We start from the raw sequence: 20,865 nt of genomic DNA on the forward strand, positions 1-20,865 counted from the left end.
TCGAACAATTGCAGCTAAGCGTCCAGGAGCGCCGCGAAAAACAAAAGGCCGAACTGCGTTCCGAACTTGTCGACGCCGCGCACAAGCTTGTCCAGGAAGAAGGCTATGACGGCCTCACCATCCGCAAGCTCGCCAAGCGCGTCGGCTATGCGCCGATGTCGGTCTATTCCTATTTCGCCGACAAGCAGGACATCCTGTTCGCGTTGGCCGAAAACGCCTTCGAGACCCTGGCCAGGCACATCGAAAATCATACGGCCGACGACCCGATCGAGGCGCTCAAGGCGGTGCTGGTCGAATATGCCGCCTTCGGGCTCGAGAATCCCAACGAATACCGCACCGTCTTCATGACCGAAAAAGTCAGGCCGCCGGCCGGCAAGACGTTCGCCGAAATGCAGAGCGGCAACCCGGCGATGAAAGTGCTGATCGAGAGGGTCGAGGCCTGCGTTGCCGCCGGCAGGCTCAAGGGCGATCCGCGCGCCATCGCCACCATGCTGTGGGCGGTCGGCCACGGCGCCATCTCGCTGCTGATCACCTTCCCGTTCTACCCGTTCGGCGACCAGACGACGTTCATCACACGGATCGGCGACATCATGCTCGAAGCCATCGCCGCGCACGAGATTGCGCCCCTCGGCCCGCCGGTCAACTTGCTGAGGAGCGGCGCTCCTCCCGATCTGTAAAATCTTTCTCCGAACGATCCGCGCTCCGGTGCCGAGCGTCCGGCAATTCCTGCGCCTAATTTCTCCGTACGTGTACGATTTTTGCTTGAACTCCCTCAGCTTGGGCGTATCTGTACGCAATACCGTACATGTACGAATTCACTAGCTGGAACCGGAGACCGATCATGAGAAGGCAATTCTCACGCTCGCCGCCCTGCTGGCGCTCTCTGGCGCCGCAATTGCCGGCAGCAATCAGACAGGCAAGCAAGAAGCGGCCTGCATCGACACCAAGACCGATGTGAAGCTCGATTGCGCGCCGACCGGATCGCTTGAAAATGCCGATACCGAGACCCACAAGGCCGGCAGCAAGGGCCCGAGGCTCGGCATCGGCATCGACCCGTGGATCGTGCCCAGCAGCTTCTGAGCCGACCGGCGATAATATGCGGCGATGAACCGAAAGGGCGGCAGCAATTTCCGGCCGCCTATCTTGCCGGCCTCAGCCCTGCTTTATCGCGCCGTGCAGATCACTTCTTACGCTTCTGTCCCGCCACCCTCTTCGCCTTGCCGGGTCTTGCCGGCGCGCCGGGAATGGCCGTTCCGGTGATCGACACCGGATCGCTGGCCGGAAACGTATCCTCGAGGCCTTCCTCGAGTTCCTCTTCGACATCCGCCTCAGTGCGCTGCTCGTGTTCGAAAGAGCGCACGGCCGGCGTCTTGGCCGGCAACTTCGGCGCGGAGTTCGACGGCATTTGCATTCTCCCTCGGCTCGCTGTCGCAGAACGGCTGGGCGCGGCGAACATTGCTATGCTGCCGCGTCGCGCGCTGCCTCCGACAGAAAAGTAAAGACATAGTCGGAGAAGGAACGCCAGCATTCGACGCGGAACGCGTCGGCCGCCGTGCGCAACAGCACGATTTCGACCTTGCCGAGAATGGTGCGCGATGCCGCCCCGATCGGAAAGGCGTCGAGCGACAAATCCTGCGGGCAGCCGGCATTGATCGTCGTCGCGGCAGCCGGTCCGGTGACCGATACGGCGACGTTGCGGTGCGAGATGCCGACCGCCGAATGCAGCGCGGAAATCTTGGCGCAATCGGCGAGTGGATCTTTGCCGCTTTCATCGATGACCAGCCATTCGTCCGGCCCGAGCCACAAGGCGGTCCGTCCAGCCTTTGCCGCCGAGGTTTTCGGCCTTAGCGGCAGGGCGATGCCAAGTGCTTTCGAAAGTGCCGCGATCGAGGCGTCCGGCGCGCGCAGCGATATGCGTTCGGCCGGCGGCAGCACGACAAGTGTGACGCCGGTGGCGGAAAGCGACTGGCCGGCGACAGCCGGACGGCGTTCGACCGACGGCCCGGCGACGGCGGTTTTCACAGCGGCCTTAGCCATTGAGGCGCTCCCCCTTCTCGTCGAAGAACACCATACCGGTGACCTCCACCTCAATCACCCCGTTCGGCATCGGTACATAGAGCGTCTCGCCCATGCGATCGCGGCCGCCGGCGACCAGCCCCAGTGCGATCGAGCGGCCGCAATTTTGCGACCAATAGCTCGACGTGACATGGCCGATCATCTTCATCGGGATTGCCTGCTTCGGGTCCGCGACGATCTGCGCTCCCTCCTCCAGCACCACCTTGGGATCCCTGGTCTTCAGGCCGACAAGCTGCTTGCGGCCCTTGGCGACCAGATCCGGCCGCGCCATGCCGCGAATGCCGACGAAGTCGGCCTTCTTCTTGCCGACCGCCCAGTCGAGCCCGGCGTCGTTCGGCGTCACTGTGCCGTCGGTATCCTGGCCGACGATGATGTAGCCCTTTTCGGCGCGCAGCACATGCATCGACTCGGTGCCGTAGGCACAGGCGCCATGCTTCTGGCCCTCGGCCCATAGCGCTTCCCAGACCGCCTCGCCGTAATCGGCCGGCACATTGACCTCGAAGCCGCGCTCGCCGCTGAACGACATGCGAAACAGCCTGGTCGGTACGCCGCAGATCCGGCCTTCGCGCACCGACATATGCGGCAGCGCCTCATCCGACATGTCGATGCCCTCGACCAGCGGTGCGATGATGTCGCGAGACTTCGGCCCCTGCACGGCAATGACCGCCCACTGCTCGGTGATCGAGGTCAGCCAGACGTTGAGATGCGGGAACTCGGTTTGGAGATAGTCCTCCATATGGTTCATGACGCGCGGCGCGCCGCCGGTCGTCGTCGTCACGTGGAAACGGTCCGCAGCGAGTCTTCCCACCACGCCATCGTCATAGATGAAACCGTCCTCGCGCAGCATGATGCCGTAGCGGCAGCGGCCGGGCTCGAGCTTCTCCCATGGATTGGTGTAGAGCAGTTCCATGAATTTGGCCGCATCCGGCCCGACCACCTCGATCTTGCCCAGCGTTGACGCGTCGAACAGGCCGGCCGTCTTGCGCACCGTGACGCATTCGCGGTCGACGGCCGCATGTATGTCCTCGCCCGGCTTCGGGAAATACCAGGCGCGCTTCCACTGGCCGACATCCTCGAACATCGCGCCTTGACGCTCGGCCCAGGGATGGATCGCCGTCTTGCGGGTCGGGTCGAACAGGGGACCCCGCGCGAGCCCGACGATCGAGCCGAACGTCACCGGCGTATAGGGCGCACGGAACGTCGTCAGCCCTACCTGCGGGATCGGCTTGCCCAACGTCTCGGCGGCAATCGCCAGGCCGTGCATGTTGGAGGTCTTGCCCTGGTCGGTCGCCATGCCGTTGGTGGTGAAGCGCTTGACGTGCTCGATCGAGCGCATGCCCTCATGCACCGCCTGGCGGATGTCCTTGGCGGTGACGTCGTTCTGGAAGTCAACGAACGCCTTTACCGTCGCATCCGCCCCGGCGCCGGGCGCCGCACCCAGCATGCCGCGCGACCAGCTCTCGCTGGCATCGACTTTCGGCTTGGTTCCCTTGGCTGGCTTGCTGCCGGCGTCCTTGGCGCCCGCTGCATAAGCCTCGTCGATCGTCGCCGACAGCCCGTCGGTGCCGTTGCAGGCGCCGACCGATACGCAGTCCTGCGCATAAATTCCGGGCACGAAGCGCTTGGTCTCGTCGTTGAAGGCGACCTTGCCGCGCGATTGCGAGAACAGATGCACCGATGGCGTCCAGCCGGCCGACATCAGAATCGCGTCAACCGGGATGGTGCGTTCGCCGCCGCCATTCTTCGGCTGCACAGTCATCGACGACACCCGCAGCTTGCCGCCGGCGCGGATCACCGCGCGACCGAAATTAACCTCGATGCCAAGCGCCCTCGCCTCGTCGATCGCCGGCCCGGTCGGATTGTCGCGCAGATCGACGATCGCCGCCACGTTGATGCCGGCCTTCTTCAGGTCGATCGCCGCCGCATAGGCGGAATCGTTCGCCGTATAGACGCCGATATTCCTGCCGACTGCGACGCCGTAATGGTTGAGATAGGTGCGCGCCGCCGACGCCAGCATGACGCCGGGACGGTCGTTGTCGGCAAACACCATGTGGCGCTCGATGGCGCCGGTCGCCAACACCACGCGTTTGGCGCGAACCTGCCACTGCCGCTCGCGCGGCAGGTCGCGGCCGGGGCTCTGCAGATGGTCGCTGACGCGCTCAACCAGTCCGACGAAATTCTGCGCGTAATAACCGAAGGCCGTGGTGCGCGGCAGTACGCGGACATTGTCCATCGCGCTCAACTTGGCGAGAGCGGATTGCGCCCAGGAAAAGCCGTCCTGGCCTTCGATCTTCGCCCCGCTCTCGAAGCGAAGGCTGCCGCCGAATTCCGCCTGCTCGTCGGCAAGGATGACGCGCACGCCGGTTTCGGCGGCAGCCAATGCCGCGGCAATACCCGCCGCACCACCGCCAAGCACCAGCACCTCGCAATGGGCGAAGCGCGCCGAATAATGGTCGGGATCCGGCTGGTCGGGGGCGACGCCGAGACCGGCCGCGGCCCGGATCTTAGGCTCGTAGAGGTTCTTCCACGCAGCCTTCGGCCACATGAAGGTCTTGTAGTAGAAGCCGGCCGAAAGCATCGGCGAGGCGATGCTGCTGACCGCACCGATGTCGAAGGCGAGCGACGGCCAGCGGTTCTGCGACTGTGCCGTCAGCCCGTCATAGAGTTCCTGCACCGTGGCGCGGACGTTCGGCGTCTTGCGTGCCGCGTCGCGCTTGATCTCGACCAGCGCGTTCGGCTCTTCGGCGCCGGCCGACAGGAAGCCGCGCGGCCGGTGGTATTTGAACGAGCGGCCGACGAGATGGACGCCATTGGCAAGCAGCGCCGAGGCCAGCGTGTCGCCCTCGATGCCGGTATAGGGGCGGCCGTCGAAGCTGAAGCCAGCTATCTTTGCCTGCTTGAGCCGCCCGGCGCCGGCAATGCGGAACGTCGCGCTCATTTGGCGGCTCCCGGCAGCTTCGCCGGCTTTGGCTCGCCGGCCTTGTAGGTCATCAGGAACCTGTCGCTGACGGTGTCGCGCACGGCGTTGAAGAAGCGCGCGCAGCCATGCATGTGCCGCCACCGCTCATAGATGATCCCCTTGGGATTGGAGCGGATGAAGAAGAACTTTTCGAAGTCGTCGTCGCTCTCGCCGGCGATGTTTGGGGAACGCGCAATATGCGCCTCACCGGCGTTGCGGAATTCGAGCTCGGGACGCTCTTCCTCGCAATAGGGGCAGCGGATGAGAAGCATGGTTGGTCCTACAGTTCGCCGTGGCCGACGCGAGCGCCGGCAGGTTGGTCGCAAAGCCTCTGACCCATCGTGACGAAAGGCGCGACGAGCCGGATGCGCTCCTCGATGCTTGCCGCAGGGCGAAACAGAGCGCGATTGGCCATGTTGCCGATGGTCAGTTGGATTGGATCGGTGGTGACGATGACGCCGCGCGGTTGGAAAGGCTCGTCCGGATCCAGATCGGAAGGACGGGCCTCGAAGAAGAAGACGATCTTTCGCCCGCCGCTCCAGACGCAGGTCAGCATGCCGTCATCGATGGAAAACGGCCAGTCGGCCTCGTTCCCGGCGCGACTGATCGGCTGCGTGCGCACCTCGTCCGGTGACGGAAAATGAAACAGGCCTTGCTCGCCGGCGAGCATCAGCGGCATGGCGACGGCCATCTCGGTCATCATCAGTGCGCCACCGCCGCCGCCGCCGCCTCGTCGATGAGGCGGCCGGTGCGGAAGCGCTCGATGGTGAAGGGTGCGTTGATCGGGTGCGGATCGTCCCTGGCGATCGTATGGGCAAAGACGTGGCCCGAACCCGGCGTCGCCTTGAAGCCGCCCGTGCCCCAGCCGCAATTGACGTAGAGGCCGGGCACCGGCGTCTTGGCCAGGATCGGCGAACGGTCCGGCGTCACGTCGACAATGCCGCCCCATGAGCGCAGCATCTTCATGCGGGTGAAGATCGGGAACATCTCGCAGATCGCGTCGAGCGTGTGCTGCAGGATGTGCAGCCCGCCGGTCTGCGAATAGGAGACATATTGGTCGGTGCCGGCGCCGATGACCAGCTCGCCCTTGTCGGATTGCGAGATATAGGCATGCACCGTGTTCGACATCACCACGCAAGGCACCACCGGCTTGACCGGCTCCGACACCAGCGCCTGCAGCGGATAGCTTTCCAGCGGCATGCGCACGCCGGCCATGTTCATGATCACCGAGGAGTGGCCGGCGGCGACCACGCCGACCTTCCTGGCGCCAATGAAGCCGCGCGTCGTCTCGACACCGGTAACCGCGCCGTTCGGCGCCCGTTTGACGCCGGTGACCTCGCAATTCTGGATGATGTGGACGCCGCGCGCCGAGGCGCCGCGCGCATAGCCCCAGGCGACAGCATCGTGCCGCGCCGTGCCGCCACGGCGCTGCAGCGCGGCACCCATCACGGGATAACGGGCATCGCGCGAAATGTTGAGCGGCGGGCAGAATTCCTTGGCCTGTTCCGGCGTCAGCCATTCATTGTCGATGCCGTTCAGCCGGTTAGCATGGACGTGGCGCTTCAGCACCTGAATGTCGTGGATGTTGTGGGCGAGCATCATGACGCCGCGCGGCGAATACATGACGTTGTAGTTGAGCTCCTGGCTGAGCCCGTCCCACAGCTTCAGCGCATGGTCGTAGATGCCGGCGCTCTCGTCATAGAGATAGTTCGAGCGGATGATGGTGGTATTGCGGCCGGTATTGCCGCCGCCGAGCCAGCCTTTTTCCAATACCGCGACGTTGGTGATGCCATGCACGGTGGCGAGGTAATAGGCTGTGGCCAGGCCGTGGCCGCCGGCGCCGACGATGACGACGTCATACTCCTTCTTCGGCTCCGGCGAGGACCACTGTTCCTCCCAGCCCTTGTGGCCGCGCATGGCCTCGCGGGCGATAGCGAATACCGAGTATTTCTTCAACGTTGCAGGCCTCGCAAATGGCGGCCGGGCAGATCAGCCAACCCCGGCGCGCGAGCTGTATCACTAGCGAAACCGCACTGCCAGCCTTGCACTGTTTGCGACGGCGCTTGCCGTTTTGCGCCGTGACGAAAAAGAGGTATGCGACGTGACGGGCGATCAAACCAAATCCGAAGCACCTCGCGGGTATCGGGTGGCCCGCGCCGCCTCGATCTGCGACCAAGCATCCCGATTGCCGGCAAGGGCTGGCGCGAAGAAAAGGATGCAGAAAATGTTCGCACTTACCGACAAAGTCGCCATCGTCACCGGCGCCAGCTCCGGCATCGGCCGCGCCACGGCCAAGGTGTTTGCGGAGGAAGGCGCCAAGGTGGTCGTCGCAGCCCGCCGCCAGGCGGAGCTCGATGCGCTGGTTGCCGAAATCGAAGACCCCGACGGCACCGCCGTCGCTCTTGCCGGCGATGTCCGCGACGAAGCCTACGCAAAAGCCCTCGTCGACCTGGCGGTCGGGAAATTCGGCGGGCTCGACATCGCCTTCAACAATGCCGGCTCGGTCGGTAGGATGGGGCCGGTTTCGGAGCTGTCGCTGGAGGGCTGGCGCGAGACGCTCGATACCAATCTGACCAGCGCCTTTCTCGGCGCGAAATACCAGGTGCCGGCGATGATCGATCGCGGCGGCGGCTCGCTGATCTTCACCTCCACCTTCGTCGGCCACACCGTCGGCATGCCGGGCATGACCAGCTATGCCGCAAGCAAGGCCGGACTGATCGGGTTGACGCAGGTGCTGGCCGCCGAATATGGCGCCAAGGGCATTCGAGTCAACGCGTTGCTGCCGGGCGGCACCGACACGCCTTCGGCGACGTTCAAGACACCTGAATCGCGAGCCTTCGTCGAAAACCTGCATGCCTTGAAGCGCGTCGCCGAGCCTGAGGAGATCGCCCGCTCGGCGCTCTACCTGGCGTCCGACGCATCGAGCTTCACCACCGGCGCGGCGCTGTTCGCCGACGGCGGCGTCTCGATCACCCGGACGTGAGGGTTCGGAGGGCGCAACGCATGCCCGCCAGCCGAAATGTCGCGAACCGGCCCTTGATTTTTTCGGCGATTTGACGATTCCGTCTTCTCCTCGAAAACGGGTTGGAAACATGTTGCTGATCAGGACCTATATCGCTGCAAGCGCAATCGAAGGCGTCGGCGTGTTCGCCGCCGAGCCGGTCCGGAAAGGCGCGCAGATCTGGCGTCTCGATCCGGACTTCGACCGGCTGATCCCGATGGAAAAATACGAGACGGCGCCGCCGCACCTCAAGGAATTGCTCGACAGATATGCCTATCCCAGCCAGGACCGGCCGGGCTTCATGGTCTATGAGGTCGACAATGGCCGCTTCATGAACCATGCCGATAAGCCGAACACCGATTTTTCGCAATATGGCGGGGCCACGGCGATCCGCGATATCGCCGCCGGCGAGGAGATAACCTGCGACTACGGCGAGTTCTTCGAGGGTTTCGAGCAGCTCCACCTGGCCACGGCCCTGGCCACGGCATAGCGGCGTCTATCTGGCCCAAGGCGAATTTGGTTCTTGCTTTGTGCCGGCAGCTATGCTACTAAACTGCGTATGGTGCTGATTCACACCAGAGACCCGCCGCCGAGGCGGGTTTTTCGTTTCGTGATCGGCACCGCCTCTCAATCGGCTGTGGACAGCGCCCCTTGATTCTGCTATCAGCCGCCCCAATTCGTGGTGTAACGCGCCGCGGAGGCTTGTGGCTATGGCCGCTTGCCTGTTGATTTCAAACCGAAAGACAGGATTGCACGTGCAGGTACTCGTCCGCGACAACAATGTTGATCAGGCGCTTCGCGCGCTCAAGAAAAAGATGCAGCGCGAAGGCATCTTCCGCGAAATGAAGATGCGCGGACATTACGAGAAGCCTTCCGAGAAGCGCGCCCGTGAAAAGGCGGAAGCCGTGCGCCGCGCCCGCAAGCTGGCCCGCAAGCGCGCCCAGCGCGAAGGCCTGCTGCCGATGACGCCACGTCCGGTCGCAGCCGGTGCTGCCGGTGCCGGTGCTCCGCGTCCGCCGCGGTTCTGACGTCAATTTTTCGTCCTTTTCCAAGGATATCCAAGGTGGCGCGATGCGGAATCGCCGCCACCTTTTTGTTGTGATTTCGACCCGGTCCGAGAGGACCGGTTGGGAGAGATGCCGGTTCGGAGGGGGAACGGACCAGACGGCGCAGTAAGGACAGGGCAGACATGGACGCAATCACCGTAAAGCGCAGAACCGCGTGGCGCGGCCTCGCCCTGACGGCAGCCCTGCTCTCCGGGTTGGCGCTTGCCGGCTGCCAGAGCGTTCCGACCGGCGAGTTCAACAACATCGACAAGGCGCAAGCCTCGACCGAGAACATCTCCTCGCTGTCGGCGGTGATCCAGCGCAACCCCCAGGATCCGGAAGCCTACAATGTGCGCGGCTCGGCCTATGGCCGCGGCGGCCAGTACCAGGCGGCGCTGAAGGACTTCAACACCGCCATCCAGCTCAATCCGAATTTCTACCAGGCCTATTCCAACCGGGCGCTCATCCAGCGCTTCCTCGGTGATCAGGCAAGCGCGCTTGCCGACTACAACCGCTCGATCCAGATCAATTCCAACTACGACGCCGCCTATATCGGCCGCGGCAATCTCTACCGCAAGGCAGGCCGGGTCCAGGAGGCGTTCAACGATTTCCAGAAAGCGATCCAGCTCGACACGACCGACGCGCGCGCCTATCACAATCGCGGCCTGATCTACCAGAGCCAGGGCCAGCACGCCTTTGCCATCGAGGATTTCTCGACCGCCATTTCGCTGGCGCCGGATGCTTCCGAGCCTTACAACGGACGCGGCCTCTCCTACCTTGCCATGAACGACGAGGACAATGCCTTCGCCGACTTCAACATGGCCATCAAGCTCGACGGCAAGAACGCCGAGGCCTGGTCCAACCAGGCGCTGATCTACGAGCGGCGCGGCGACAAGGTCAGGGCCGCGAAGTCCTACCGCGAGGCAGTGCACCTCAATCCGAACTACCAACCGGCCAAGGACGGTCTGGCCCGCACCAGCGCCGGCTGACCGGGCCGGTTTATCGGGCCTCCGTTTCCGCACTCCGACAACCCTGCGTTTAGCCTTGCCTTGCTGGCGCCAAGTTTTCGGCGGAACGCTCGGCGTGGTCAGCCGTTGTTCAAAGCCATTTGGAAAGGACCCTCCCATGATCAAGCAACTTGCCTGTGCCGCCGCACTCGCCACGACCGTCGTTGCCGCTCCCGCCAGCGCCGGCAAGCTCCAGCTCGGCGTGCTCGACTGCACCATCGACGGTGGCACGGCCTATCTGGTCACCTCCAACAAGGGTGTTTCCTGTGTCTTTCGTCCGCATCGTGGCGGCCCACCCGAAGTCTATACCGGGGTAATTTCCAAGCTCGGCGTCGACGTCGGCCGGACGCATCAGGGCCAACTGGCATGGGCGGTTCTGGCGGCAACCCGCAACCACGATGAAGGCGATCTTGCCGGCAGCTACTATGGCGTGAATGCCGAGGCGAGCGTGGTCACCGGTGGCGGCGCCAACCTTTTGGTCGGCGGCCTCGGCAGCGCCTTTTCGCTGCAGCCGCTCAGTGTCCAGGCGCAGACCGGCGTCAATCTGGCGGTCGCCGTCACTTCGCTGGACTTGATCCATTCGTTCAAATAGCGAGCGGCCAACATACGATGCGTGCCTTCAGCATGTCATGGACGTCGCGTCGGCATGACGCACCTTGCCGGAAGTGCCTCAATCTTTCGACGTTCCACGGCATGATAGTCCGTCGCGCTTTCGCTTGCGCGCGGGCGGCAACGTTACCTGACCGCTGGCACGGTCTCACGTGTCGACCAAGTACAGGGACCGCTATCTTGCAGAGTTCACTTTCCAGTCGAACCGCCGCGTGATGCATAACGCGATGTTTGATCTGATTGTTGCTCGGGTTTGTTGACTTTGGGGGCCGCAGACAGGAAGGCGGCCTCGTCAACAGGCCGACGCCCTTAGCTTCTTGCTGGACAATAAATTCCTCCAAACGCCCACTTTTCAATGCTTCCGTAAGTGAGAATTGAGACTATTCCATCGGTTTAAAATGCCGCCTTGCGCGTTACAGCACAAGGAATACGATGCAACGTGAGGGAGTGGCAATGGCCAAGGCTGATTCGAAAACCCTGGTTTCGGCGTTCACCGAAGATCACGTCGAACGTCTTACTGGAGTCAGTAAGCGCCAACTTCGCTATTGGGATAACGATCAGTTTTTCGTTCCGACCCTGGCCTATGCTGATCGCAGCCGCCCCTACAGCCGCCTCTACTCTTTCCGGGATGTGGTTTCGCTTAAGGTTCTCAATGAACTTCGAAATGAGTCGAGGGTGCCGCTTGATCACCTCCGCGAGGTGAAGGAAAAACTGTCTCACCTTGGCGACGACATGTGGGCAAAAACGACGCTCTATGTTCTCAAGAAGCGCGTGGTTGTTGACAACCCAAAGACGCGGGCGAAAGAGGAAGTTGTGTCGGGACAGGGCGTTCTTCAAATCCCACTTAAGGTGGTCACCGGGGATATGAAGGAGGCCGTAAAGCAGCTCAGCCATCGCGATGCATCGTCAATCGGGAAGTTCGACCGTCGGCGCGGGGTGGCACATAATCAGCTTGTTATAGCCGGCACGCGTATTCCGGTGAGAAGCGTCAAGGCCTTTGCCGACGCTGGATACTCCGTCGAGAAAATCGCCAAGGAGTACCCGACCCTCACTGAAGACGATATTCGCGCGGCGATAGCTCACACCGCCGCCGCCGCTTGAATCCGGCGCCCCCCAAAATTCGGGTATTTCTCGATGCGGGAGTACCCGATTCAGTTGGCGGAGTCTTTGCTAAGCACGGATGCAAAGTCATCTATCATCGCAATGCATTGCCTGAGAGAACGCCGGACGAAGCTGTATGTGCAGCGGCGCTGGAGAATAAAGCAATATTGGTCGCCATTGACGGCGACATGAAGCAGATCGCAAAGCGATACGGCGTTACACCGAAAGGCGATCGCTTCGACACGCTGAGCGTCATTCGCTTGTGCTGCAATGAGGTGTTGGCGGCAAAGCGGCTTGAGCAAGCGATGTCCTTGATCCAGCATGAATGGGGTTTCAGCGAACAAAAGCCGACCCGCCGCATGTGGGTAGACGTTGGCCCGCATCACATGAGATCAAATCGATAAACGATCGTCGGGCGATAGACGGGACCGGCGTCCTTAGGCAGGCGGCGGCTCAACCCATCCGGGAACCAAGCCTTTTCGACCCGCATCATTGCAGATATTGATAGCTGCCCAGAGGCATTCGATTGCCGGTGGCCAATGATTAGCCTCGATATGCTTTTCGCACAATTGCATAAGCGCCTGACACTGGTCTTCCCACGGTCGCGGCCAAGGTTTCATCTGGAAACGATTTCCAATCTCGGCGCTGACAACATCGTAAATCGAGGGACCCTTCTCGCGCGGGCGTTCAACCTGCCAATTCTGAAAGGCCATTCCAAACATGCGCTGCGACACGACAAGAACTCTCCATGTGGCGAGTGAGCAAGTGCGCCGTATCCTTGGCTAAATTGCGACACTTGGCTCAAGAGATAATTTCCTAAAACAAAGACTTAAGACTTTAAAGCGCATCGCGTGAATCCGCGCAAAGGCCGCACGCTTTTGGCGCATTGGGCGAGTGGCCGTTCGACCGCGATCCCGCGTCGCGCAAGCACATTCAAAAGAACCCTTGAGCTCAACCGCGGTTGAGGTTTTACAAGCCCTTTCAGGCAGTGCGCCGCGCGTCCTTGGACACGCGGGACGACAATTTGACGTTTTGGACAGCGCGCGGGGAGATCGATGTGACCAAAACAAGCACAAACAGGGTCGATTGGCGCGCGCTGTGGGCGAGCGGCGATCTGGCGCGCTTCTGCTTCATCAGCCTCGGCATCCTGTTGCACGCCACCAACGAAACCATGGTGGCAACGGTCATGCCGGCCATGGTCGGCGAGCTCGCCGGCGTGCAGCTGGTCGGCTGGTCGCTGGCGATCTACGAGCTCGGCGCCATCGTTGCCGGTGCGGCCGCCGGACGGCTGGTGAGCTATGTCGCGCTGCGCACCAACATGACGGCCGCCGCCCTGCTCTATGCCGCCGGCGCGCTGGTCTGCGCCACCGCGCCGTCGATGCCGCTGTTCCTCTCCGGCCGCCTGATCGAAGGGCTTGGCGGTGGCGCGCTGGTGTCGCTGGCCTTCGTCTCGGTCGAGCGGCTGTTTGCCCGCGCGATCTGGCCGCAGCTTTTCGGCGTTATGTCGGCGATCTGGGGCGTCGCCGCCTTCAGCGGGCCGGTGCTCGGCGCGGTCATGACCGAATTGCTGTCCTGGCGCTGGGCCTTCGGCGTCTTCACCCTCGGCGGCACGGCCATGGCGCTGGCAAGCTTCCTCGTGCTCGATACACCTAAAGCAACAAGGCCGCAGGCGACCGGCGGGTCGGCGCCGCCCTTCCCGTTTGCGGCACTTGGCTGTCTTGCCGTCAGCGTCGTGCTGATCGCCACCGCCGGCGTCGACATCGCCCTGCTGCGCTCGTCGCTGCTGCTCACCCTCGGCATGATCGGCCTGGCGCTGTTCGTCTATATCGACGCGCTGAAGCCGCGCTCGCGGCTGTTCCCGTCGCGGCTGTTTTCATGGCGCTCGCCGGTCGGCGCGGGCATGACCATGGTCGCGGCGTTTTCGGTGGCGACCTGCTCGTTTGCGGTCTACGGGCCACTGCTCCTGACCAGCCTGCACGACATTCCGATCCTCACCACCGGCTATATCATCGCCGCCGAATCGATCGCCTGGTCGATCCTGTCGATCCTCGTCGCCAATGCCCCGCCGGAGCGCGAGCGGCTGATCATCGTCGGCGGGGCGCTGATGATCGCCACGGGCGTCGCGGGTTTCGCCTACACGGTGCCGGCGGGCTCGATCCCGTTGATCCTGCTTTGTGCCTTGCTGCAAGGCGGCGGTTTCGGCATCGCCTGGCCGTTTGTCACGCGTGTCATCGTGGCATCGGCCAAGGAAGGCGAGCAGACGATCGCCTCGGCCGCCGTGCCGACCATGCAGCGCATCGGCTATGCCGTGGGTGCGGCACTGACCGGCATCGTCGCCAACGCCAGCGGCTTTTCCGAAGGCCTGAACCGCGAGGCCGCGGCAAACGTCGCCGCCTGGCTGTTCCTCGCCTTCATACCGCTCGGCATCCTGGGATGCCTTGCCGCCTTGCGGATTTCGGGGGCTCGCGACGACGCGCGGCCGGCGAAGCTGCCAATCTCCCCCACGAGAGGTGAGATCGGCTAAACACCCGAGGGGAGATCGCTAAACCACGACCGTCTTCAGCCGGTCGGCGATCAGTGCCGCGAGCCGCGTCGCCACCTCGTCCTTGCTCATCTCCGGCCATTCCTCAACGCCGGCCTTCGAGACGATCCGCACCTTGTTGCGGTCGCCGCCCATCACGCCCGGGGAACCATCTTCATGCGAGACATCATTGGCGACGATAAGATCGGCACCCTTTTTCGCAAGCTTGGCCTCGGCATTCCTGACCAGGTCCTGCGTCTCCGCGGCGAAACCGACCACCAGCATCGGCCGCCTTTTGTGATGCCCGACACCGGCAAGAATATCGGGATTTTCCACCATCTGCAGCGCCGGCGGCCCCTCGCCCGCCACCTTCTTGATCTTTTCCCCGGCCGAACTTTGAGTGCGCCAGTCGGCGACAGCCGCGACGAACACTGCCGCGTCGGCCGGCAGCAGCTGTTCGACCGCATCCTTCATCTCGACGGCCGTTTCGACATGCAGCGTGGCGACGCCGGCCGGATCCGCAATGCCGACCGGACCGGAGACGAGACGCACGTCGGCGCCGAGCCTGGCCAGCGCCGCCGCGATGGCATGGCCCTGCTTGCCCGACGAACGGTTGGCGATGTAGCGGACCGGGTCGATCGGTTCATGCGTCGGCCCAGAAGTGACAAGGATCTTCCTGCCCGCCAGCGGCTTTGGCCGACTGTCGAGCAGCGCCTCGATCGCGGTCACGATCTCCAGCGGCTCGGCCATGCGGCCCTCGCCCGCTTCGTTGCTTTCGGCCATCTCGCCTTTCGCCGGGCCGACGAATGCGACGCCGTCCTTGCCCAGCGTCGAGCGGTTGCGCCGGACCGCCGAGTGTGTCCACATTTTCGGGTTCATAGCCGGCGCCATCAAAACCTGCTTGTCGGTTGCGATGAGCACCGTCGAGGCAAGATCGTTGGCGTGGCCGTTGGCGAGCTTTGCCATCAGGTCGGCGGTGGCCGGCGCCACGACCACAAGGTCGGCCTCGCGCGAAAGCCGGATGTGGCCGATGTCGTGCTCGTCCTGCCGGTCGAACAGCTCGGTGAAGACATGATGGGCGGACAACGCTCCGGCCGACAGCGTGGTGACGAATTGCTGCGCCGCGGCGGTCATCACCACGCGCACCGAAGCACCGCGCTCGCGCAGCCGGCGGATCAGGTCGAGCGCCTTGTAGGCGGCGATACCGCCGCCGATGATCAGCAGGATGCGCTTGCCGGAGAGGACACCTCGCGCGACTTGGCTGGGGACCGCGACCACCGGAGCTGCAGGATTCTGCAAGCTTGTCAGTTCGCGCAACGTTTTCTCGATCTGGTCGATGCGGCCGGACGAACCGAGTTGACCTTCGACCGCTGCGCGGATCATGACCCGCGCCTGGTCTTCCATCGACCGGCCATTCTCCGCAGCCAATCGGCGCAGCATATCCTTGACCTCGTGATCAAGGTTGCGGATGGTGATGCTGGCCATGTGATTGCACTTTGCCCGAGATCGCTGCAAGCAATGATATCAATGCGATCAATCGGGAACAAGCCGCTAAAGCAGCTTCCAGGCGATGTACACCAGCGTCAATGCGATTACCCACAGCGCCAGCCGGCCGGAGCGGGTGTAGCGCGCCTCGGCCTTGCCGATCGCGTGCGCGGTCCTTTCGTCGAAGCGCAGGCCGTGTTCGGCCATCAGGTCGATCTCGCGCGACAGCCGCTCGGTGCGGGCGGCGAGGTCCGGCGCCTGGCGGGCCAGCGCCAGCAGCGCGTTGGCGCCGTCGCGCGCATCGGCCAGCAAAGCGCGCGGGCCGAGATTGCGGGCAATCCAGCCGCTGACCACAGGTTCCGACGTCTTCCACATGTTGAAGGCCGGGTCGAGGGTGCGGGCGACGCCCTCGACAACGACCATGGTCTTCTGCAGCAGCACCAGCTCGGATCGCGTCGCCATGTCGAAGAGCTCGGTCACCTCGAACAGCAGCGTCAGCAGCTTGGCCATCGAGATGGTCTCGGCCGGCTGGCCGTGGATCGGTTCGCCGATCGCCCGGATCGCCTGGGCGAAAGCTGCGACATTGTGCTGGCGCGGCACGTAGCCGGCCTCGAAATGGACCTCGGCGACGCGCTGATAATCGCGCGTGATGAAGCCGTAGAGGATTTCGGCGAGGAACCGGCGCTCCTTCCTGCCGAGCCGGCCGGCAATGCCGAGGTCGACGGCGACGATGGTGCCGTCGGCCTCGACGAACAGGTTGCCCGGATGCATGTCGGCGTGGAAAAAACCGTCACGCAGCGTATGGCGCAGGAACGACTGGACCAGATTGGCGGCGATCGCCTTCAGGTCGTGGCCGGCGGCGGTCAGGCCGACAATATCGTTCATCTTGATGCCGTCGACCCACTCCATGGTCAGCACATCGCGGCCGGTGCGCTCCCAGTCGACCGACGGCACGCGAAAGCCGGGATCGTCCTTGGTGTTTTCGGCGAGCTCCGAAAAAGCCGCCGCCTCCAGCCTCAAATCCATTTCGATCTTGGTGGTCTGGGCCAGCGTCTCCGTCACCTCGACCGGCCGCAGCCGGCGCGACGACGGGATATATTTTTCCTGCAGCCGGGCGGCGAGGAAATAGCTCTCGAGATCGCGAAAGAAGCGGCGGCGCACGCCCGGCCGGATGACCTTCACCGCCACCCGGGTAACGACGCCGTCCTGCAGGGTTTCGGCGGTATGGACCTGGGCGATCGAGGCGGCGGCGACGGCCTCGCCAAAACTGGCATAGAGCTCGCCGACCTTGCGTCCGAGCGAGGCCTCTATTGCCGCTATGGCTTCGGCCTTCGGAAATGTCTGCATCTTGTCCTGCAGCATGGCGAGATCGAGCGCTATGTCGTTGCCGACGACGTCCGGCCGCGTCGCCAGGAACTGGCCGAGCTTGACGTAGGATGGGCCGAGCCGCACGACCGCCTTGGCCAGCCGGTCGCCGCGCTCGTAGGCAAGCGCGCGGCGACGGGTGAACAGCCGGGCCATGCGCCAGCCGAATTTCGGCAGGCCGAAGAGTTCGTCGCCGGGCAACGCCGCGATGACACCCTCGCGGACCAGCACCCAGCCGGCCCGCACGAGCCTGAAACCAGCGCCTATGCTGCTCATGGCTGGCTTTGCCTTGCCGGTTTCCTGAACTGGCGAAAGGCACGTCGGGCTATGAAAATGCGGGCCAGCCTCAAAGCTTCCAGCCCGAATGAAGCGCGGCGATGCCGCCGGAATAGTTGCGGAATGAGGCGCGCTCGAAGCCCGCGCGCGAGATCATCGCCGCGAAATTCTGCTGATTGGGAAATTTGCGGATCGATTCGACCAGATAGGAGTAGGGCTCGCCGTCGCCGGTCACCGCCTTGCCGATCCGCGGGATGGCGTTGAACGACCATGCCTCATAGACCTTGTCGAGCAGCGGCATCTCGACCTCGGAAAATTCAAGGCAGAGAAAGCGCCCGCCAGGCTTCAGCGCGCGATAGGCTTCGGCAAGCGCCACATCGATGCGCGGCACGTTGCGGATGCCGAAAGCAATGGTGTAGGCATCGAAAGTAGCGTCGGCAAAAGGCAGTTCCTCGGCATTGGCCTCGACGAAATCGGTATTTGCCGACAGGCCCTTTTTCTCGGCTCGGTCGCGGCCGACGGCGAGCATCGAGCCGTTGATGTCGAGAACCGTTGCATGGGCGTGCCTGGCGCTCGCCTCGACGATGCGGAAGGCGACGTCGCCGGTGCCGCCGGCAACGTCGAGAACGCGCCAGCCCGGCCGCTTCGGTGGATTGAGCCAGGCGACCATGGCGTCCTTCCACAACCGATGCAACCCGGCCGACATCAGGTCGTTCATCAGGTCGTACCGGTTCGCCACCTTGTGGAAAACATCATTGACCAGGGGCTGCTTGTCGCCTGGCCCTACCCGCTTGAAACCATAGGAGGTTTCCATGCCGCCCGCAGCCGTGGTTCTTTCAACCGACATCGTTTTGATCCGCCATAAAATCGGCGGGACCATAGCCGATCGATGGTGCGGACGCTATTGTTTAAGGCGCGGTGTTCGGCCGCGCTTCGAAGCAGGTTCCGGAAAAGCGTCGCACGGTTTTCCGACCAGAACCTGCGTCATAAGAAAAAGGCCTGACGGGATAATTGAATGCCTTTGAAAGCAGAACTGCACTGCCACATCGAAGGGGCAGCGGCGCCTGAACTCGTCCTCCGCCAGGCCGAGAAATACGGCAGGGATGCCTCGCCCTATATCCAGAACGGCTCCTTCGTCTGGCACGATTTCACCTCTTTCCTCGCCGCCTACGACTTCTCCTCCGACCTGTTCCGCACCGAAGAAGACTATGCGCGGCTGGCCGATCACTACCTGACCAGCCTCGCCCGCGACGGCGCCATCTATTCCGAGGTTTTCACCTCGCCCGACCATGCCGGCAAGGCCGGGCTGTCGCCGAAGGCCTATACCGATGCGCTCGGCGAAGGCATGGCCCGCGCCAAGGCGAAGACCGGCATCGAAGGCCGCATGATCGTCACCGGCGTGCGCAATTTCGGTGTCGAATCGATCGAGCGGGCGGCGCGTTTCGCCGCCCGCAGCGGGCATCCGCTGGTCACCGGCTTCGGCGTCGCCGGCGACGAGCGGATTGGCGATTTGGAAGATTATGTCAGGGCCTTCGAGATCGCCCGCGAGGCCGGCCTCGGCATCACCGTGCACGCAGGCGAATTGATGGGCTGGGAGAGCGTCGAGGCGGCACTCGACCATATCCGCCCCTCTCGCATCGGCCACGGCGTGCGCGCCATCGAGAACCCCGATCTCGTGCGGCGCATCGCCGACGAAGGCGTCGTGCTCGAATGCTGCCCCGGCTCCAACATCGCCCTGAAAATCTTCGACAGCTTCGCCAACCATCCCTTTCCTGCTTTGAGGGCGGCGGGCTGCAAGGTGACGCTCAACTCCGACGACCCACCCTATTTCTGGACCTCGCTGAAGCGCGAATACGACATCGCCGCCGAACATTTTGCGATGGATGACAAGGCGCTCACCGCCGTCACCAGGACGGCCATCGAGGCAGCTTTCGTCGACAGGAAGACCAGGGCGGCGCTGCTGGGCAGGCTCGGCGCCAAGGGCAGGTGAATGGTGAATTGCGAGCCTGGCGCTTCGGTCCGTCAACCGCGAGTTTTTCCGCGCAACCAAGGACTCGCAAACCAGTTCACTATTCACTATTCACCATACACCATTCACTATTCACCTGCGCAGTTCGGAGAACACCATGAAGGGCGTCACCGTCGTCGACCATCCGCTTGTCCAGCACAAGCTGACCATCATGCGCAAGAAGGAAACCTCGACGGCCGGGTTCCGGCGGCTGCTGCGCGAGATCTCGCTACTGCTCGGCTATGAGGTCACCCGCAACCTCGAACTGACCACGACGACGATCGAGACGCCGATCGAGACGATGGAGGCGCCGACGCTGGAGGGCAAGAAACTCGTCTTCGCCTCTGTGCTGCGCGCCGGCAACGGCTTGCTCGAAGGCCTGCTCGATCTGGTGCCGGCGGCGCGTGTCGCCCATATCGGCCTCTACCGCGACCATGAGACGCTGGAAGCGGTCGAATATTTCTTCAAGGCGCCGGGCGACCTCGCCGACCGGCTGGTGATCGTCGTCGATCCGATGCTGGCGACCGCCAATTCGGCGATCGCGGCGATCGACAAGCTGAAAGGCCGCGGCGCCACCAACATCCGCTTCCTCTGCCTGTTGGCGGCACCAGAGGGCCTCGAGCGTTTTACCCAGGCGCATCCCGATGTTCCGGTCTTCACCGCTTCCATCGACCGCCAACTCAACGAGAAGGGCTACATCATGCCCGGCCTCGGCGATGCCGGCGACCGTATGTACGGCACCAAATAGGTCCGTTTACCGATTGTTTACGCAAACGGCTGGTTTCCGCATTCGTTAAAGCGGCAAACACCTTGTCGGACTAAGGATCGGCAACCACAAAGGCCGGTCCATGCTGCGCAAGCTTCTCATCCTTGGCGTGTTTGCCGGAACGTCGGCATCGCTGCCGATCGTCTATCAGTCGAATCCACAGACGATCGAGCGGCTGTTGAAATCCGCCATCGGAGCCAAGCCGGCCGACACCCAAACCGACCTGAACCTCGCCGCCGTCCCGGACAGGCCGGCGACGCCGCAGCCGCTCGGCCGCAAGGTCGTCGTCACCGCGGACGCGCGCGGGCATTTCATGTCGGTCTTCAAGTTGAACGGCCGCCAGATCGAAGGCATGATCGATACCGGTGCGACGCTCGTCGCCATCAACAGCTCGACCGCGCGCAGGATCGGCATCTCGCTCAATTCGACCGACTTCAGCCATCAGGTCAACACCGCCAACGGTGCGATCAAGGCCGCCGTGGTGACGATCGACCGCCTGCAGATCGGCCGGATCACCGTCGAGGGCGTCGAGGCCGTCGTACTCGACGACAGGGCGCTGCACACCAACCTGATCGGCATGAGCTTTCTGCAGCGGCTCGAAAAATATCAGGTCGAAGACGGCACGCTGCTGCTGGTTCAGTGACT

General features: G+C 63.4%; 23 protein-coding genes. 13 read left to right on the forward strand and 10 right to left on the reverse strand.

Going from position 1 to position 20,865, the window contains the following annotated elements:
• Nucleotides 1-8: 8 nt before the first annotated feature.
• Nucleotides 9-677 carry a TetR/AcrR family transcriptional regulator gene (locus NKH71_RS06285; protein WP_023719030.1) on the forward strand — a complete coding sequence of 223 codons (669 nt, stop codon included), beginning with the start codon at nucleotides 9-11 and terminating at the stop codon, nucleotides 675-677.
• A gap of 277 nt (nucleotides 678-954) precedes the next feature.
• Nucleotides 955-1,080 (forward strand): hypothetical protein, encoded by a 126-nt coding sequence (locus NKH71_RS06290; RefSeq protein ID WP_023719029.1) that lies wholly within the window; start codon nucleotides 955-957, stop codon nucleotides 1,078-1,080.
• A 100-nt stretch (nucleotides 1,081-1,180) separates the two neighbouring features.
• Here the strand turns inward: NKH71_RS06290 and NKH71_RS06295 are convergent, their stop codons facing one another.
• Genes NKH71_RS06295 through NKH71_RS06320 form a run of 6 tightly spaced genes read right to left on the reverse strand, consistent with a single transcriptional unit; the run spans nucleotide 1,181 to nucleotide 6,991 of the window.
• Entirely contained in the window at nucleotides 1,181-1,405 is a 225-nt protein-coding gene (locus NKH71_RS06295; protein WP_023719028.1) for a hypothetical protein, read from the reverse strand.
• 53 nt (nucleotides 1,406-1,458) lie between these two features.
• Complete coding sequence (locus NKH71_RS06300; RefSeq protein WP_023719027.1) at nucleotides 1,459-2,037, reverse strand: sarcosine oxidase subunit gamma; 579 nt, start codon at nucleotides 2,035-2,037, stop codon at nucleotides 1,459-1,461.
• Nucleotides 2,030-5,014 (reverse strand): sarcosine oxidase subunit alpha, encoded by a 2,985-nt coding sequence (locus NKH71_RS06305; protein WP_023719026.1) that lies wholly within the window; start codon nucleotides 5,012-5,014, stop codon nucleotides 2,030-2,032. Before NKH71_RS06305 ends, NKH71_RS06300 begins: the two co-directional genes overlap by 8 nt.
• Nucleotides 5,011-5,307, reverse strand: a complete 297-nt coding sequence (locus NKH71_RS06310; RefSeq protein ID WP_023719025.1) for a sarcosine oxidase subunit delta — start codon at nucleotides 5,305-5,307, stop codon at nucleotides 5,011-5,013. The genes NKH71_RS06305 and NKH71_RS06310 overlap by 4 nt, the downstream gene beginning before the upstream one ends.
• 8 nt (nucleotides 5,308-5,315) lie before the next feature.
• Nucleotides 5,316-5,738: a hypothetical protein gene (locus tag NKH71_RS06315; protein ID WP_023719024.1), complete on the reverse strand. Its 423-nt coding sequence runs from the start codon at nucleotides 5,736-5,738 to the stop codon at nucleotides 5,316-5,318.
• Complete coding sequence (locus NKH71_RS06320; RefSeq protein ID WP_352494681.1) at nucleotides 5,738-6,991, reverse strand: sarcosine oxidase subunit beta; 1,254 nt, start codon at nucleotides 6,989-6,991, stop codon at nucleotides 5,738-5,740. Before NKH71_RS06320 ends, NKH71_RS06315 begins: the two co-directional genes overlap by 1 nt.
• A 268-nt stretch (nucleotides 6,992-7,259) precedes the next feature.
• Here NKH71_RS06320 and NKH71_RS06325 point away from each other — a divergent pair, with 268 nt between their 5' ends.
• The 7 genes from NKH71_RS06325 to NKH71_RS06355 all read left to right on the forward strand — a co-directional run bounded on the left by NKH71_RS06325 (nucleotide 7,260) and on the right by NKH71_RS06355 (nucleotide 12,203).
• Nucleotides 7,260-8,018 (forward strand): SDR family oxidoreductase, encoded by a 759-nt coding sequence (locus NKH71_RS06325; RefSeq protein ID WP_023719022.1) that lies wholly within the window; start codon nucleotides 7,260-7,262, stop codon nucleotides 8,016-8,018.
• Between the two features lie 109 nt (nucleotides 8,019-8,127).
• Complete coding sequence (locus tag NKH71_RS06330) at nucleotides 8,128-8,526, forward strand: SET domain-containing protein (RefSeq protein ID WP_023719021.1); 399 nt, start codon at nucleotides 8,128-8,130, stop codon at nucleotides 8,524-8,526.
• Nucleotides 8,527-8,791: 265 nt separating this feature from the next.
• Nucleotides 8,792-9,064: a 30S ribosomal protein S21 gene (gene rpsU / locus NKH71_RS06335; protein ID WP_023675331.1), complete on the forward strand. Its 273-nt coding sequence runs from the start codon at nucleotides 8,792-8,794 to the stop codon at nucleotides 9,062-9,064.
• Nucleotides 9,065-9,225: 161 nt separating this feature from the next.
• Nucleotides 9,226-10,071, forward strand: coding sequence for a tetratricopeptide repeat protein (locus NKH71_RS06340; RefSeq protein WP_023719020.1), 846 nt, complete (start codon nucleotides 9,226-9,228; stop codon nucleotides 10,069-10,071).
• A 136-nt stretch (nucleotides 10,072-10,207) separates the two neighbouring features.
• Nucleotides 10,208-10,681: a DUF992 domain-containing protein gene (locus NKH71_RS06345; RefSeq protein ID WP_023719019.1), complete on the forward strand. Its 474-nt coding sequence runs from the start codon at nucleotides 10,208-10,210 to the stop codon at nucleotides 10,679-10,681.
• A 470-nt stretch (nucleotides 10,682-11,151) separates the two neighbouring features.
• Nucleotides 11,152-11,799: a DUF433 domain-containing protein gene (locus NKH71_RS06350; protein WP_352791344.1), complete on the forward strand. Its 648-nt coding sequence runs from the start codon at nucleotides 11,152-11,154 to the stop codon at nucleotides 11,797-11,799.
• The gene (locus NKH71_RS06355) at nucleotides 11,796-12,203 is read left to right on the forward strand and encodes a DUF5615 family PIN-like protein (protein ID WP_352791342.1); all 408 of its coding nucleotides are present in this window, start codon (nucleotides 11,796-11,798) and stop codon (nucleotides 12,201-12,203) included. Before NKH71_RS06350 ends, NKH71_RS06355 begins: the two co-directional genes overlap by 4 nt.
• A gap of 33 nt (nucleotides 12,204-12,236) precedes the next feature.
• Here NKH71_RS06355 and NKH71_RS06360 read toward each other — a convergent pair whose 3' ends face one another.
• Nucleotides 12,237-12,533: a hypothetical protein gene (locus NKH71_RS06360; protein WP_352894656.1), complete on the reverse strand. Its 297-nt coding sequence runs from the start codon at nucleotides 12,531-12,533 to the stop codon at nucleotides 12,237-12,239.
• Nucleotides 12,534-12,856: 323 nt separating this feature from the next.
• Here NKH71_RS06360 and NKH71_RS06365 point away from each other — a divergent pair, with 323 nt between their 5' ends.
• Nucleotides 12,857-14,323 carry an MFS transporter gene (locus NKH71_RS06365; RefSeq protein WP_352484644.1) on the forward strand — a complete coding sequence of 489 codons (1,467 nt, stop codon included), beginning with the start codon at nucleotides 12,857-12,859 and terminating at the stop codon, nucleotides 14,321-14,323.
• Between the two features lie 18 nt (nucleotides 14,324-14,341).
• On the opposite strand, the gene coaBC is transcribed toward NKH71_RS06365, so the two are convergent.
• The 3 genes from coaBC to ubiE form a co-directional block, all read right to left on the reverse strand.
• Nucleotides 14,342-15,805, reverse strand: coding sequence for a bifunctional phosphopantothenoylcysteine decarboxylase/phosphopantothenate--cysteine ligase CoaBC (gene coaBC, locus NKH71_RS06370; protein ID WP_352484645.1), 1,464 nt, complete (start codon nucleotides 15,803-15,805; stop codon nucleotides 14,342-14,344).
• A gap of 66 nt (nucleotides 15,806-15,871) precedes the next feature.
• Nucleotides 15,872-17,446, reverse strand: coding sequence for a 2-polyprenylphenol 6-hydroxylase (gene ubiB, locus NKH71_RS06375; protein ID WP_352484647.1), 1,575 nt, complete (start codon nucleotides 17,444-17,446; stop codon nucleotides 15,872-15,874).
• 70 nt (nucleotides 17,447-17,516) lie between these two features.
• Nucleotides 17,517-18,293, reverse strand: coding sequence for a bifunctional demethylmenaquinone methyltransferase/2-methoxy-6-polyprenyl-1,4-benzoquinol methylase UbiE (ubiE, locus tag NKH71_RS06380; RefSeq protein ID WP_352484649.1), 777 nt, complete (start codon nucleotides 18,291-18,293; stop codon nucleotides 17,517-17,519).
• A gap of 168 nt (nucleotides 18,294-18,461) precedes the next feature.
• Between ubiE and NKH71_RS06385 the strand changes: the two genes are divergently transcribed.
• The 3 genes from NKH71_RS06385 (at nucleotide 18,462) to NKH71_RS06395 (ending at nucleotide 20,863) form a co-directional block, all read left to right on the forward strand.
• Nucleotides 18,462-19,436: an adenosine deaminase gene (locus tag NKH71_RS06385; protein WP_352484651.1), complete on the forward strand. Its 975-nt coding sequence runs from the start codon at nucleotides 18,462-18,464 to the stop codon at nucleotides 19,434-19,436.
• Between the two features lie 136 nt (nucleotides 19,437-19,572).
• Complete coding sequence (gene upp / locus NKH71_RS06390; RefSeq protein WP_023675320.1) at nucleotides 19,573-20,202, forward strand: uracil phosphoribosyltransferase; 630 nt, start codon at nucleotides 19,573-19,575, stop codon at nucleotides 20,200-20,202.
• A 100-nt stretch (nucleotides 20,203-20,302) separates the two neighbouring features.
• Nucleotides 20,303-20,863 carry a TIGR02281 family clan AA aspartic protease gene (locus NKH71_RS06395; protein ID WP_023719011.1) on the forward strand — a complete coding sequence of 187 codons (561 nt, stop codon included), beginning with the start codon at nucleotides 20,303-20,305 and terminating at the stop codon, nucleotides 20,861-20,863.
• The last annotated feature ends 2 nt before the right edge of the window (nucleotides 20,864-20,865 follow it).

The sequence above is a fragment of the Mesorhizobium sp. M0983 genome (assembly GCF_040318975.1).
GTDB lineage: Bacteria > Pseudomonadota > Alphaproteobacteria > Rhizobiales > Rhizobiaceae > Mesorhizobium.

Excerpts from the sequence above, each read along its gene's own strand:
- NKH71_RS06295 (WP_023719028.1), bottom strand. The coding sequence starts at position 1,405 with ATGCCGTCGAACTCCGCGCCGAAGTTGCCGGCCAAGACGCCGGCCGTG.
- NKH71_RS06300 (WP_023719027.1), bottom strand. The coding sequence starts at position 2,037 with ATGGCTAAGGCCGCTGTGAAAACCGCCGTCGCCGGGCCGTCGGTCGAA.
- NKH71_RS06305 (WP_023719026.1), bottom strand. The coding sequence starts at position 5,014 with ATGAGCGCGACGTTCCGCATTGCCGGCGCCGGGCGGCTCAAGCAGGCA.
- NKH71_RS06310 (WP_023719025.1), bottom strand. The coding sequence starts at position 5,307 with ATGCTTCTCATCCGCTGCCCCTATTGCGAGGAAGAGCGTCCCGAGCTC.
- NKH71_RS06315 (WP_023719024.1), bottom strand. The coding sequence starts at position 5,738 with ATGATGACCGAGATGGCCGTCGCCATGCCGCTGATGCTCGCCGGCGAG.
- NKH71_RS06325 (WP_023719022.1), top strand. The coding sequence starts at position 7,260 with ATGTTCGCACTTACCGACAAAGTCGCCATCGTCACCGGCGCCAGCTCC.
- NKH71_RS06330 (WP_023719021.1), top strand. The coding sequence starts at position 8,128 with ATGTTGCTGATCAGGACCTATATCGCTGCAAGCGCAATCGAAGGCGTC.
- NKH71_RS06340 (WP_023719020.1), top strand. The coding sequence starts at position 9,226 with ATGGACGCAATCACCGTAAAGCGCAGAACCGCGTGGCGCGGCCTCGCC.
- NKH71_RS06345 (WP_023719019.1), top strand. The coding sequence starts at position 10,208 with ATGATCAAGCAACTTGCCTGTGCCGCCGCACTCGCCACGACCGTCGTT.
- NKH71_RS06350 (WP_352791344.1), top strand. The coding sequence starts at position 11,152 with ATGGCCAAGGCTGATTCGAAAACCCTGGTTTCGGCGTTCACCGAAGAT.
- coaBC (WP_352484645.1), bottom strand. The coding sequence starts at position 15,805 with ATGGCCAGCATCACCATCCGCAACCTTGATCACGAGGTCAAGGATATG.
- ubiB (WP_352484647.1), bottom strand. The coding sequence starts at position 17,446 with ATGAGCAGCATAGGCGCTGGTTTCAGGCTCGTGCGGGCCGGCTGGGTG.
- ubiE (WP_352484649.1), bottom strand. The coding sequence starts at position 18,293 with ATGTCGGTTGAAAGAACCACGGCTGCGGGCGGCATGGAAACCTCCTAT.
- NKH71_RS06385 (WP_352484651.1), top strand. The coding sequence starts at position 18,462 with ATGCCTTTGAAAGCAGAACTGCACTGCCACATCGAAGGGGCAGCGGCG.
- upp (WP_023675320.1), top strand. The coding sequence starts at position 19,573 with ATGAAGGGCGTCACCGTCGTCGACCATCCGCTTGTCCAGCACAAGCTG.
- NKH71_RS06395 (WP_023719011.1), top strand. The coding sequence starts at position 20,303 with ATGCTGCGCAAGCTTCTCATCCTTGGCGTGTTTGCCGGAACGTCGGCA.